Source organism: Saccharothrix sp. 6-C (assembly GCF_016695385.1).
Classification (GTDB): domain Bacteria; phylum Actinomycetota; class Actinomycetes; order Mycobacteriales; family Pseudonocardiaceae; genus Actinosynnema; species Actinosynnema texasense.
This window is the reverse complement of record NZ_CP064192.1, coordinates 4,740,090-4,752,357: the sequence shown is the minus strand read 5'-3', so window position 1 is coordinate 4,752,357 and position 12,268 is coordinate 4,740,090. Positions and strand designations below refer to the sequence as shown.

Genomic DNA, 12,268 nt, shown 5'->3' with positions numbered 1-12,268 from the left:
GCCGGACGCGCGTGGTCAGCCGCCGATGGTCACGGGTTTGGCGTCGACCGGGTCGACGGTGGTGACCTCCGCCGCGCCGCAGGCGCTCAGCAGCTCGGCGCGCTTGTCCGCGTCCGCGTACTCCTGGCCGAAGTGGAAGGGCACCACGAACTTCGGCCGGGTGGCCGCCACCAGCTCGCCGAGGTCCTCGGCCGTCATGTGGCCGCGGCGGTGGATGCTCTCGCCCACGTCACCCCGCAAGCCGAACGCCTCGCCGATCAGCACGTCGCAGCCGGCGAAGTCGTGCTGGTGCGAGGGCACCGGGCCGGTGTCGGCGGTGAACCCGATCCTCGCCCGACCGGTTTCGACCACGACGCCGTAGCACGGCACCGGGTGGTCGGTCGGCACGAGCCGCATCGTCAGCTGCCCGCCCAGCGCCACGGGCTCCTCGGCGCACTCGACCCACGCGAGGTCGAACTCCCGCTCCGGGTACTGGACCCGCAGCAGCTCCTTGAGCCCGGCCAGGACCGACGGGTGCCCCACGATCGTCAGCTTGAGCAGTGGGACGTCACCCGCCCGGTTGAGCAGGCTGCGGGTGAACACGAAGTTGGCGAACCCGCCGACGTGGTCGGAGTGCAGGTGCGACACGTACACGTGCGTGACGTCGGTCGGCGACAGGCCGGCGGCCTGGAGCCTGCCGACCGGGTCGACGCCGACGTCGAGCATCACCTCGGCGTCGTCCGCGGCCAGGTGGAACGACGTGGTGGGGCCGGCGCTCGAGTTCGACCAGTGGCCCAGGGTTGTCACGTGGATTTCGGTCGTCACGGATGACCTCGATTCAGGGGGGTGGCGGTCATGGCTGCGCCGGCCTTCTTCTCGGGCAGAGCGGAGCCATGGCCCGGAATGTCCTTTGTGGTCACCGCTCGGATTCTTCGACCCCAGGGCGGATGACGTCGAGATCGGCGGTCTGCCCATCCCGGAGTGCCCGTGACGAAAGTCGGCCAAACGCCGCCGATCGGGGGCGCGCTCAGGCGTCCCAGGTGATCGGGAGCGCGTGCACGCCGTAGACCAGCATGTCGTCGCGCATCGGGACCTCCGCCGCCGGCACGGCCAGCCGCAGGCCGGGCAGCCGGGTCAGCAGCCCGGTGAAGCCGGCCGTCATCTCCACCCGGGCCAACTGCTGGCCGAGGCACTGGTGCACGCCGTGCCCGAACGCCAGGTGCGGCCCGCGGGCGCGGGTCACGTCCAGCTCGTCCGGCCGGGGGTAGTGGTGGGGGTCGCGGTTGCCCGCGGGGACGGAGACCAGCACCGTCGAGTCGGCCGGGACCACCTCGCCCGCGATCTCCACCTCCGCCAGCGTGGTGCGCACGACGCCGAGGTGGACGATCGACAGGTAGCGCAACAGCTCCTCGACCGCGCCGCCGACCAGCGCCGGGTCCTGGCGCAGGGCGGCGAGCTGCCCGGGGTGCTCCAGCAGCGCGAACGTGCCCAGCGCCAGCATGTTGGCCGTCGTCTCGTGGCCGGCGACCAGCAGCAGGTTCGCCATGCCGATCAGCTCGTCGTCGGTGAGCGTCGGGTCGGCCTCGATCAGGCCGGACAGCATGTCGTCGGTCGGCTCGGCGCGCTTGGCGCGCACCAGGCCGTGCATGAAGGCCCGCAGCTCGTCGGCGAGCCGCATCACCTCGGCCACGGGCAGGTCCAGGCGCAGCAGCTTCCCGGTGCGCTCCTGGAACTCGTCGCGGTCGGCGTACTCGACGCCGAGCAGCTCGCAGATGACCAGGGAAGGCACCGGCAGCGCGAACGCCCGCACCAGGTCGGCGCCCGGTCCGGCGGCGATCATCGCGTCGAGGTGGTCGGCGACGATCCGCTGGATGCGCGGTTCGAGCTGACGCATCCGGCGCACGGTGAACTGGCCGGTGAGCAGCTTGCGGTACCGGGTGTGCTCGGGCGGGTCCATGGTGATGAAGCTGCCCGCCCGCGCCCGGGCGTCGGTCAACCTGGCGCGGACCGGCTGGGGCAGCTTCTCCAGCACGCGGCGGCTGCGGAACCGGTCCGAGCTCAGCCGCGGGTCGCCGAGCAGGGTGCGGGCCAGCTCGTGGCTGGTGACGATCCACACCGGGTCGCCGTCGAGCATGGCCATCCGGTGCACCGGCCCCTGCTCGCCGAGGCGGGTCAGGGCGGTCGGCGGGTCGAACGGGCCGGCGTCGCGGCGGGTCAGCTCGGGCGGCAGGGGGACGGTCGGTCGGCCGGAGGAGGGACGTTTGCCCGGGGGAGCGGTGGTCATCGGCGGTCCGTTCCCGACCCGGCGTGACCGGGCCGCTGCTCGGCGTGGTGACGGTGACCCACGGTACCAAAACGTGCACGCTGTGCAGCTTTTTGTTGTAACTCACTGCACACCGGGCAAACTTGCACGTCGTGCAAGTTTAGATGATAGTTGTATGTGGCAAGCAATGCGAGGAGATGGGGGGACGGCATGGACGCCGTCGCGCGGGAGCTGGAAGACCGGTTGCGCGACCTGCTGAGGGTCGTGCGGATGGTCAAGCAGCGACCTCACTCGCTACCGCCCGGTCTGATCGGCACACTCGCCCTGATCGCCCGCGCCGGCGCGAACCCCACCGGGTGCCACGCCAAGGAGCTGGCCGTCCACGCCGGTCTCGACCCGTCCACGGTGAGCCGCGCGGTGGCCGCGCTGGTCGCCAACGGGCTGGTCGAACGGCGTGCCGATCCCGACGACGGCCGCGCCAGCATCCTCGTGGTGACCGAACGCGGGCACGGCGAGCTGGCCGTCGCCCGCGACTGGTACGACCGGCTCCTGAGCCGCGCGCTTGCCGACTGGAGCCCTGAAGAGGTCGAGGCGCTGACCAAATCGCTGGGGCGCCTGACCATTGACGTCGAAGGAGCCCTCGGCTCCACCTTGGAGGCCGCGCGATGAGCGCACCCGCCACCACCAACGGCACGATGAGCCACCGCCAGGTCCTGGAGGCTCTGAGCGGTCTGCTGTTGGTGCTGTTCGTCGCGATGCTCAGCGGCACCGTCGTCTCGACGGCGCTGCCGCAGATCATCGGCGCGCTCAACGGCTCGCAGACCCAGTACACCTGGGTGGTCACCGCGACCCTGTTGACCGCGACCGCCACCACGCCCGTGTGGGGCAAGCTCGCGGACCTGTTCGACAAGAAGACCCTCGTCCAGGTCGCCATCGTGATCTTCGTGCTGGGCTCGGTGGTCAGCGGTTTCGCGCAGAGCGCGGGTCAGCTCATCGCGGCGCGCGCGTTCCAGGGCATCGGCGTCGGCGGCCTGCAGGCGCTGGTGCAGGTGGTGATCGCGGCGATGATCCCGCCACGCGAGCGCGGCCGGTACAACGGCTACCTCGGCGGCGTGATGGCGCTGGCCACGGTCGGCGGCCCGCTGCTCGGCGGCCTCATCGTGGACACCTCGTGGCTGGGCTGGCGCTGGTGCTTCTTCATCGGCGTGCCGGTCGCGGTGGTCGCGCTGTTCGTGCTCCAGGCCACGTTGAAGGTGAAGACGGTCCGGCGGGACAACGTGAAGATCGACTACCTGGGTGCGAGCCTGATCGCGGTCGGCGTGAGCGTGCTGCTGGTGTGGATCTCGTTCGTGGACAGCTCGTTCGCGTGGCTGTCGTGGCAGAGCTTCGCCATGGTCGGCGCGTCGGTGGTCCTGCTGGGCGGCGCGGTCGCGGTCGAGGCGCGGGCCGCGGAGCCGGTGGTGCCGCTGGGGATCGTGAAGCAGCGCACGACGGCGTTGGCGATCCTGGCCAGCGTGGCGGTGGGCATGGCGATGTTCGGCGGCGCGGTGTTCCTCGGCCAGTACTTCCAGATCGGCCGCGGCTACACCCCGACCGAGGCGGGCCTGCTGACCATCCCGATGATGGTGGGCGTGCTCGCCGCGTCCATCGTGTCCGGGCGGCTGATCACCAAGACCGGTCGGGTCAAGCCCTACATCGTGATCGGCGCGGCCACCCTGGTGCTCGGGTTCCTCGCGCTGGGCCAGATCGACCACGACACCTCGCTGGTGCTGGTCGGCGGCGCGATGCTGCTGGTGGGCGTCGGAGTCGGCATGAGCATGCAGAACCTGGTGCTCGCGGTGCAGAACACGGTGCCGCTGAAGGACATCGGCGCGGCCAGCTCCACCATCGCGTTCTTCCGGTCGCTCGGCGGCACGATCGGCGTGTCGGTGCTCGGCGCGGTGTTGGCGCGGCGGGTCGAGGACGCCATCACCCGCGACCTGACCGCGGCGGGCATCCCCGTCAGCGGCGGTGGCGGCGGCAGCCTCAACCTGAACGTGCTGCCGGACGCGGTGCAGCACATCGTCCGCAACGCGTACGGCGACGCCACCGGGCACATCTTCCTGATCTCGGCGGCCATCGCGGTCATCGGCGTGGTCGCGGCCCTGCTGCTCAAGCCGATCACCCTGCGCACCAGCCTGGACCTGGTCGAGCAGCAGCCCAAGGTCGCGGCGGAGGCCTAGCGCCGGGACGGGGGACGGGGGCCGGTGGTGCGATCAGCGCCACCGGCCCCCGTCGTCGCGCGGGTCGGCGAGCAGCGGCGGCCGGTGTTTGGCGAGAACCCGTCGGGGTCTGGCACCGCGGCCACTGCCGCGCCGTCCGCCGCGCTCCTAACGTCCCAGGCGCAACGATCACCTGCGACGACAAGGACCGCCAACCATGGTCGTGGTCTCGGCACTGCTCATCGGCGTGCTGTACGTGCTCCTGAACTCCTTCGTCCCCGACCGGCACCGCCGACCGTTCAACGCGATCATGGTCGGCGGCGCCGGCGCGGCGTACCTCAGCGGCGGCGGGCTGGGCGCGTGGGAGTTCGCCATCACCGCCGTCATCACCTTCTGCGCCTACCGCGGCCTGACGTCGTGGACGTTCATCGGCATCGGGTGGCTCGTGCACACGGCCGCCGACGTGGCGCACCACCTGCACGGCAACCCGATCGTGCCGTTCGCCGAGCACTCGTCGCTGGGCTGCGCGATCTGCGACCCGGTGATCGCCCTGTGGGCGTTCGCGGGCGGTCCCGGCATCCGGTCAATGACCCCCGCGGCACTGGTGCGGGCTTTCCGCTTCCGCCGGCCGCAGCACGCCGCCGACGGCGGGCTCCACGAGTAGCAGCAGCTCACCGTCCCGGCACACCGGGCGCAGGAAACCCAGCGTCCGCACCGGGTCGGTCGGCGCGACCTCGACTCCGATGCCGACCACCCGGTCGATCGCCGACACGGCCACCACCTCGGCGGCGGGGTGCGTGCCGGTGAGCGCCGACTGGCCGGGGAATCGGACGCACCGGCCGTCGCGGCGGTCGCGACCGGCGCGAGCGGCACGCGCGGCCGGTGTGCCGGAGTCGTCGAGCACGGCCACCGGCCCGCCCAGCGCCCCCGCCAACCGGTCCACGTCGACGTCACCGGTCACGTGGGCGGACAACGTGGTCACGGCGACCGTCCCGGACCGGTCGGTGTGCGTGCACACGAAGTCCGCCGCCACACCGGCCAGCGCCGCCAGCAGCAGCGCGTCCACGTGCGCCGCGCCGTGCTCGCCGGGCAGGGCGGGCACGGCGCCGAGCCAGGTCATCAGAGGACGTCCACGAACACCGGGTTCGCGTAGAACCACAGGTCCGCCCACGGGTCGGCGTCGCCGACCACGTCCATCACCGGGTGGCCGTCCGAGGTGAGCCGGTGGCCGTCCGATCCGCGCAGCCGCAGGTAGAACGCGCCTTCCACGCGGCGGAACACGTGCGTGAACTTCACCGTGCCCCGAGCGGTGCGGGCGACCTCGAACGTCTTCACCACGGTCGTGGCGGGCGCGGAGAACGCGTCGCGGTCCGCCACCGGGCCGGTGATCGGACCGGCGATCAGGTCCACCTTCGCCAGGCGCGGCACGACGCCCGCGAAGTTCGCGCCACGCGCCAGGTCGACCTCGATCACCACCTCGACGTCCTGGCCGCGCCGGACGAACGTGCGGCCGCCGATCGTGACGCCCCGGTCGTCGCCCTCGCCGAGGGAGCGCACCCGCAGGTTCAGCCCGTCGACGATCCGCCCGTGCACCGCGACGACCTTGCCGCCCTGCATGCCGCGCATCACGTCCACGTAGGACTTGGAGTCCGCGCCGACCAGCGTGGAGCTGTAGAAGCCCGGCCAGTAGTCGCTCTCGACCCGCGGCACGCCGGTGTCGACGGGCGCGCCGCGGCTGCCGGTCGTGTCGTGGTCGCCGTCGCCCTGCTTGTAGGTGTCCAGGTGCACCCGGTGCGAGTCGGACGTGGCGGTGACCCACCACGGCCGGCCCTCGGCGAGCAGCGAGTCCCACAGGCCGCCGACCTTGGCGGTCATCCAGTCGAACCCGCCGTAGGTGCGGTAGGGGTTCTCGGTCGCGGTCGGCGCGAAGCCGGGGAAGCTGTCCTGGTTGGGCGAGGCGTCGTAGAGCCCGCGCGCGGCGCCCCGGCCGCCGTTCGCCGTCGGGATGCCCGACGCCTGGTGGCCGGGCGCGCCCTCCATGCCGACCGCCACGCCGGGCGCCGCGTCGCGCCAGCCGCGGAACTCGTGCGGGCTGTCCACGCCGCGCCGGGCCGGGTGGTTGGCGAACATCAGCGCGATCTCGGTGCGGCCGGCGAGCACCTGCGCCTCCAGGTACCGCAGGGCCGCCAGCGCGTGCGGCTCGCCGTCGGCCGACGTGGAGCGGGCGAGCAGGCCCTTGCCGCCGTTCGCGACCGGCGTGGACAGGACACCGCCGTCGTAGGCCGCTTCGAACGCGCGCAGGATGTCCACGGTGGACCGGCCGGGCGGCAGGAACACGGTGGCGTGCTCGGCGCCCGGGATGTTCCACTCCAGACCCTGGTAGACCAGCACGTCCCGGTGCGACCGGCGGGCGCGCTCGATGTCCGGCGCGACCTGGTCGACGGAGAACTTCTCGTGCGCGACGCCGCCGTGGTCGGTGATCACCACCCAGTCGAGCCCGTGTTCGCGCGCCTTGGCGACCTGCTGCGCGACCTCGTACTGGGCGTCGTTGGAGTACTTGGTGTGGATGTGGTGGTCGCCCGCGTACCAGCGCCCGCGCCCGGCCCACGGGTTCACCGGCACGGCCGGCCGGTCGCCGTGGGCGTGGGCGGGCAGCGCGCCCACCGTGGTCGCCACACCGGCCGCGCCCAGACCGGCGAGGAACCGCCGTCGCGCCACCGAGAGCGGCCGGTCGTCCTGGTCGTCGCGCCAGCTGCCCTCCACGTCCTCGTGGTGGTGGTCGTGGAGGTGGTCATGCGACATGCGGTACTCCGATCATGACCCGAACGGCGGCAGCCCGAAGTATCGTGTCGCCGCCGTGCGCCGGGTGGTGACCGGAGCCGAACTCCGGGTGAACACTTCGACGGACCGTCAAGACCGCGTAAAGGACCGAGGTTCGGCCGCGCGGGGGAACGGACACGCGCACACTGGGGCCGTGGACGGCAAGCGCAAGCGCGGCGAGCTGCGGATCTACCTGGGCGCGGCACCCGGTGTCGGCAAGACGTTCGCCATGCTCGGCGAGGCTCACCGGCGTCAGGACCGGGGCACGGACGTGGTGGTCGGCCTGGTCGAGACCCACGGCCGCGAGAACACCGCCACCCTGCTCACGGGCCTCGAACAACTGCCTCGACACCACCCCCACTCCCACCCCCATCCCAACCCCGCCTCCGCCCTCACCCCCACCGCCACCCCCACCCCTGCCCGCACCTCCGCCATCACCCCCGATCTCGCTCCTCCCCAGTCCACCGACGAGGTTGACCAACCCCGCGAGGACGCGTCGACCGTTCGCGACTCATTTTCCGGCGATCACGCTCTTCGATCGCCGGAAAATCAGGCGCGAACGGTCGACTTCCCGGCGACCTCGCCCGCGACGCCGGAGGCGGCGCAATCCAACACAGAGCTGGACGTGGACGCGTTGCTCGCCCGCCGGCCGGAGGTGGTGGTGGTCGACGAGCTGGCGCACACGAACGCGGCCGGTTCTCGCAACGCGAAGCGGTGGCAGGACGTGGAGGAGCTGCTGGAGGCGGGCATCGACGTGTTGTCCACGGTGAACGTGCAGCACCTCGAGTCCCTCAACGACGTGGTCGAGCGGATCACGGGTGTGCGGCAGCGGGAGACGGTGCCGGATGAGGTGGTGCGGCGTGCGGAGCAGGTCGAGCTGGTCGATCTGACGCCGGAGGCGCTGCGTCGCCGTCTCGCCCACGGCAACGTCTACGCCGCGCACAAGATCGATGCGGCGTTGGGCAACTACTTCCGGGTGGGCAACCTGACCGCGTTGCGGGAGCTGGCGCTGTTGTGGTTGGCCGACCAGGTCGACGTGGCGTTGCAGCGCTACCGCTCGGAGCAGAGCATCACCGACACCTGGGAGACCAGGGAACGGGTCGTGGTCGCGATCAGCGGCGGCCCGGAGAGCGAGACGTTGATCCGGCGGGCCCGGCGGATCGCGGCTCGTGCGGGCGCGGAGCTGCTGGTCGTGCACATCCTGCGCGGTGACGGGTTGGCGGGTGTGTCGCCGCAGCTGGTGGCGGGGTTGCGGCGGGTGACCGAGGATGTCGGCGCGACGTTCCACACGGTGGTCGGTGATGACGTGCCGACCGCGCTGCTCGACTTCGCCCGCGGGGTGAACGCCACTCAGCTGGTGCTCGGCACGTCTCGCCGGTCGCGGCTGGCCAGGGTGTTCGACGAGGGCATCGGCGCGGCGACGGTGCAGGCGTCGGGGCCGATCGACGTGCACATGGTCACCCACGACGAGGCGCGTCGTGGCCCGCGCCGGCGGTGGGCGCCTGCCGCGCACCCCTGGTTCCGAGGGCTGCTCGGCTGGATGTTGGCGGTGCTGCTGCCCGGGGTCGTGACCGGGGTGGGGTTGCTGCTGGGTGAAGGTTTGGCGTTCTCCACGGACCTGGTCGGGTTCTTCCTGGCCACCGTCGTGGTCGCGCTGGTCGGTGGGCAAGGACCGGCGGTGGCGGCGGCGTTCTTCGGGGCGGGGCTGCTGAACTTCTTCTTCACCCCGCCGTACTACACGTTGGCCGTGGCGACGCCGGCGAACCTGGTCACGCTCGTCGCGATGCTGGTGGTGGGGGTGCTGGTCGCGTTCGTGGTGGACCACGCGGCGCGGCTGGCGGTGCAGGGCGCGCGGGCCCGCACCGAGGCGGCGCTGCTCGCCTCCTACGCGCGCACGGTGCTGACCAGCCCGTTCCCGCTGGCCCGGTTGTTGGAGAAGGTGCGGGAGAACTTCGCGCTGGAGTCGGTGGCTCTGCTGGAGCGGCGTGAGGGCGAGTGGGAACGGGTGGCGTGCGTCGGGCCGCAGCCCTGCGCCGAGCCGGACGAGGCGGACGTGGACGTGCCCGTGACGGCGGACGTGCACTTGGCGTTGCGGGGTCGGACGCTGCCGGCGGCCGACCAGCGGGCGTTGGAGGCGGCGGCGGGTCAGGCGCTGATGGCGTTGCGGCAGCAGCGGATGGCCGCCGAGACGGCGCAGGCGCAGCGTCGCGCGGAGACCACGGAGCTGCGCACCGCGTTGTTGTCCGCGGTCGGCCACGACCTGCGCACGCCGCTGACGTCGATCAAGGCCGCGGTCGGCAGCTTGCGCGACGCCGACCTGCGGCTGTCCGAAGAGGACACCGCCGAGCTGCTGGAGACCGTCGAGGTGTCCGCGGACCGGCTGACGGGCTTGATCGACAACCTGCTCGACTCGTCCCGGCTGGCCACCGGCGCGGTCGTGCCGCAACTGCGCGCGGTGACCTACGACGAGGTGGTAGCGCGGGCTCTGGCCGGCATCGACGAGCGCCGCGCGGTGTCCGTGGACGTGGCCGAGCACCTGCCGCCCGTGCTCGCCGACCTGGGCCTGCTCGAACGCGTGGTGGCGAACGTGATCGACAACGCCCTGCGGCACGGCAGGCTCCGCCCGCGCCGCGTGGTCGACGTGGACGGCGACGGCCGGATCGAGGCCGACGAGCCGGAGGTCGCGGTGCGCGCCAGCGCGTACGGCGACCGGGTGGAGCTGCGGGTCGTCGACTACGGGCAGGGGCTGCCGAAGAACACGGCGACCGCGGTGTTCGCGCCGTTCCAACGCCTCGGGGACCGGGAGGCCACGCCGGGCATCGGCCTCGGGTTGAGCGTGGCGAAGGGGTTCGTGGACGCGATGGGCGGCGCCATCACCGCCGAGGACACCCCCGGTGGCGGCCTGACGATCGTGATCTCGCTGCCGATCGCCGGGGTGACGACGGCATGACCACGGTCCTGGTGGTCGACGACGACCCGGGGATCGTGCGCGCGCTGCGGATCAGCCTGAACGCCCACGGCTACCGGGTGCTGACCGCGTCGGACGGCGCGTCGGCGTTGCGCGCGGCCGAGGACGGGCCCGACGTGGTGGTGCTCGACCTCGGCCTGCCGGACCTGGGCGGCCTCGCCGTGATCACCGGTCTGCGCCGGGTCACGTCCGCGCCGATCGTCGTGCTGTCCGCCCGGCTCGACCCGGCGGACAAGGTCAGGGCGCTGGATGCGGGCGCCGACGACTACGTGACCAAGCCGTTCGGGATGGACGAGTTCCTGGCGCGGCTGCGGGCGGCCGTGCGCCGGTCGGGCAGGCGGCGGACCGACGCCGACGAGCCGCCGGTGCGGGCGGCGTCGTTCACCGTCGACCTGACCGCGAAGAAGATCCACCGCGACGGCGCCGAGGTGCACCTGACGCCGACCGAGTGGGGCCTGCTGGAAGCCCTGGTGCGGGCGGGCGGCGAGGTGCTCAGCGCGCAGCGGCTGCTCGCGCAGGTGTGGGGGCCGAACCACACGTCGGCCACCCACTACCTGCGCGTCTACCTGGTGCAGCTGCGCCGCAAGCTCGAACCGGACCCCGCCCACCCGCGGCACCTGGTCACCGAACCGGGCCGGGGCTACCGGTTCCAGCCGTGATCAGCGGACCGGCGTGGTGCTGATCAGGGTCCACTTCACGGCCTTGAGCGTGCCGTCGGCGGTGGTGCTCTCGCCGACGATCGTGCCCCGGTCGTTCAACGCGGTGGGAAGGCTGTGCGCGCCGCCGAGCGACCCGAGGTAGGTCACCCTCCCGTTGCGCCACAGGAACGCGCGGGCCGCGTCGGGGTTGTCCGCCGAGCTCCAGCCGACCACGTCACCGCGCTCGTTGACCGCGACCGCCTCGGACGGGCCGGGCACGCCCAGGTCCACCGGCTTGCCGCCGCCGGGCCACAGCACGGCCTTGCGGTCGCCGTCGAACTCGGTGGTCCAGCCGACGACGTCGCCGCGCTCGTTGATCGCCTGCGGGCCGTTCGCCACGCCGCCGGACTTGCTCAGCACCGTCACCTCCGACCCCGCCCAGCGCAACGCCTGCGTGCCCTCGTTGCCGACGATCACCCCGGCCTCGTTGATCGCTTCGACGGAGTACGTGCCGGAGCCGGGCACGGTGGCCAGCCGCTCGCACCTGGTGGTGTCCACGCAGCGGAACGCGTACGCGTCGCCGCTGAACATGGGCAGCTTGTTGCCCGCGACCACCCCGGCGTCGTTGATCGCGCTCAGCCACAGGTGGGGCCCCGTCAACGGCAACGCCGTGTGCTTGCCGTCCTGCCACACGACGGCCCGCTCCTGGTGGTAGCCCGACGACGACGTGGAGTACGTCATCGGCACCGAGCCCTTGGCGTTGATCGCCGACGCGACGACCCAGCCGCCGCCCGGCGAGATGTCGGTGACCTTGCCCGCGTGCCAGATCCGCGGCCGTTGGACGTAGGGGCCCGCGCCGTTGACGGCCTCCTGGACCAGCACTTGGCCGGCCTGGTTGAGCCCGGACGGGATGCCGGGGCCGAGGTCGGTGTGCGCGCCGCCGGGTGACCAGTGCACCGTGTGCGGCGCGCCGTTCCCGCTGGTGAAGCCGATGACCTGGCCGAGGTCGTTGACCGCGACGGTCCGGTGGGTGGGGTAGCCGGGCAGGCCCGGGAGTTCGGTGACCAGGGCCGCCGCCCGGGCGACGGGCGCGGTCAGCAGCGGCAGGGCCACGGCCAGTGCGAGGACGGCTGCGGGCGTGCGTAACTTGGGCATGGTCGCTCCAGTGCGAGATGTCCGCTGAATCGATTCGAACGGTAGCCTCGGGCGGGACCGTCGGCGTCGGCCGGACAGCGGAACCGAGGGGGACCGTCGACCGCGCGGGAAGGCCTGTCCCGGTCGAGCCACCACGCCGTCCGGCTCTTCGACGCCTGCCGCGAGGTCCGCCCGCTCGACCGCCGGGGCGCGCTGGACCACCTGCGCCCGTTCCGCCGGGGCGTTTGCCCGGCGGCGTCAGGGC

10 protein-coding genes are annotated in these 12,268 nt (G+C 72.6%); 5 read left to right on the top strand and 5 right to left on the bottom strand.

The features are described 5' to 3' along the window. Nucleotides 1–15: 15 nt before the first annotated feature. Entirely contained in the window at nucleotides 16–804 is a 789-nt protein-coding gene (locus IOD16_RS19800) for an MBL fold metallo-hydrolase (RefSeq protein WP_201435606.1), read from the bottom strand. A 202-nt stretch (nucleotides 805–1,006) separates the two neighbouring features. Beyond that, nucleotides 1,007–2,263, bottom strand: coding sequence for a cytochrome P450 (locus IOD16_RS19795; RefSeq protein ID WP_201435605.1), 1,257 nt, complete (start codon nucleotides 2,261–2,263; stop codon nucleotides 1,007–1,009). A gap of 189 nt (nucleotides 2,264–2,452) precedes the next feature. Between IOD16_RS19795 and IOD16_RS19790 the strand changes: the two genes are divergently transcribed. From IOD16_RS19790 to IOD16_RS19780, 3 genes are all read left to right on the top strand, one after another. Continuing rightward, nucleotides 2,453–2,911 carry a MarR family winged helix-turn-helix transcriptional regulator gene (locus tag IOD16_RS19790; protein ID WP_123747557.1) on the top strand — a complete coding sequence of 153 codons (459 nt, stop codon included), beginning with the start codon at nucleotides 2,453–2,455 and terminating at the stop codon, nucleotides 2,909–2,911. Next, on the top strand, nucleotides 2,908–4,464 hold the full coding sequence (locus IOD16_RS19785; protein ID WP_201435604.1) for an MDR family MFS transporter: 1,557 nt from the start codon (nucleotides 2,908–2,910) through the stop codon (nucleotides 4,462–4,464). The genes IOD16_RS19790 and IOD16_RS19785 overlap by 4 nt, the downstream gene beginning before the upstream one ends. 196 nt (nucleotides 4,465–4,660) lie before the next feature. Next, nucleotides 4,661–5,107, top strand: a complete 447-nt coding sequence (locus IOD16_RS19780; RefSeq protein WP_201435603.1) for a DUF6010 family protein — start codon at nucleotides 4,661–4,663, stop codon at nucleotides 5,105–5,107. On the opposite strand, the gene IOD16_RS19775 is transcribed toward IOD16_RS19780, so the two are convergent. Beyond that, on the bottom strand, nucleotides 5,027–5,563 hold the full coding sequence (locus IOD16_RS19775) for a hypothetical protein (RefSeq protein WP_201435602.1): 537 nt from the start codon (nucleotides 5,561–5,563) through the stop codon (nucleotides 5,027–5,029). The genes IOD16_RS19780 and IOD16_RS19775 overlap by 81 nt on opposite strands. After that, nucleotides 5,563–7,245 (bottom strand): PHP domain-containing protein, encoded by a 1,683-nt coding sequence (locus IOD16_RS19770; RefSeq protein ID WP_201435601.1) that lies wholly within the window; start codon nucleotides 7,243–7,245, stop codon nucleotides 5,563–5,565. Before IOD16_RS19770 ends, IOD16_RS19775 begins: the two co-directional genes overlap by 1 nt. 172 nt (nucleotides 7,246–7,417) lie before the next feature. Here IOD16_RS19770 and IOD16_RS19760 point away from each other — a divergent pair, with 172 nt between their 5' ends. Together IOD16_RS19760 and IOD16_RS19755 are read left to right on the top strand one after the other, a co-directional pair. Next, on the top strand, nucleotides 7,418–10,213 hold the full coding sequence (locus IOD16_RS19760) for a DUF4118 domain-containing protein (RefSeq protein WP_236594226.1): 2,796 nt from the start codon (nucleotides 7,418–7,420) through the stop codon (nucleotides 10,211–10,213). Then, on the top strand, nucleotides 10,210–10,890 hold the full coding sequence (locus tag IOD16_RS19755; RefSeq protein WP_201435600.1) for a response regulator: 681 nt from the start codon (nucleotides 10,210–10,212) through the stop codon (nucleotides 10,888–10,890). Before IOD16_RS19760 ends, IOD16_RS19755 begins: the two co-directional genes overlap by 4 nt. On the opposite strand, the gene IOD16_RS19750 is transcribed toward IOD16_RS19755, so the two are convergent. Then, nucleotides 10,891–12,024, bottom strand: coding sequence for a hypothetical protein (locus IOD16_RS19750; protein ID WP_201435599.1), 1,134 nt, complete (start codon nucleotides 12,022–12,024; stop codon nucleotides 10,891–10,893). Nucleotides 12,025–12,268 lie beyond the last annotated feature (244 nt).

What these genes read in the sequence shown, in the direction of transcription:
- IOD16_RS19795 (WP_201435605.1), bottom strand. Translation starts at nt 2,263, where the DNA reads ATGACCACCGCTCCCCCGGGCAAACGTCCCTCCTCCGGCCGACCGACC.
- IOD16_RS19780 (WP_201435603.1), top strand. Translation starts at nt 4,661, where the DNA reads ATGGTCGTGGTCTCGGCACTGCTCATCGGCGTGCTGTACGTGCTCCTG.
- IOD16_RS19750 (WP_201435599.1), bottom strand. Translation starts at nt 12,024, where the DNA reads ATGCCCAAGTTACGCACGCCCGCAGCCGTCCTCGCACTGGCCGTGGCC.
- IOD16_RS19785 (WP_201435604.1), top strand. Translation starts at nt 2,908, where the DNA reads ATGAGCGCACCCGCCACCACCAACGGCACGATGAGCCACCGCCAGGTC.
- IOD16_RS19755 (WP_201435600.1), top strand. Translation starts at nt 10,210, where the DNA reads ATGACCACGGTCCTGGTGGTCGACGACGACCCGGGGATCGTGCGCGCG.
- IOD16_RS19790 (WP_123747557.1), top strand. Translation starts at nt 2,453, where the DNA reads ATGGACGCCGTCGCGCGGGAGCTGGAAGACCGGTTGCGCGACCTGCTG.
- IOD16_RS19775 (WP_201435602.1), bottom strand. Translation starts at nt 5,563, where the DNA reads ATGACCTGGCTCGGCGCCGTGCCCGCCCTGCCCGGCGAGCACGGCGCG.
- IOD16_RS19770 (WP_201435601.1), bottom strand. Translation starts at nt 7,245, where the DNA reads ATGTCGCATGACCACCTCCACGACCACCACCACGAGGACGTGGAGGGC.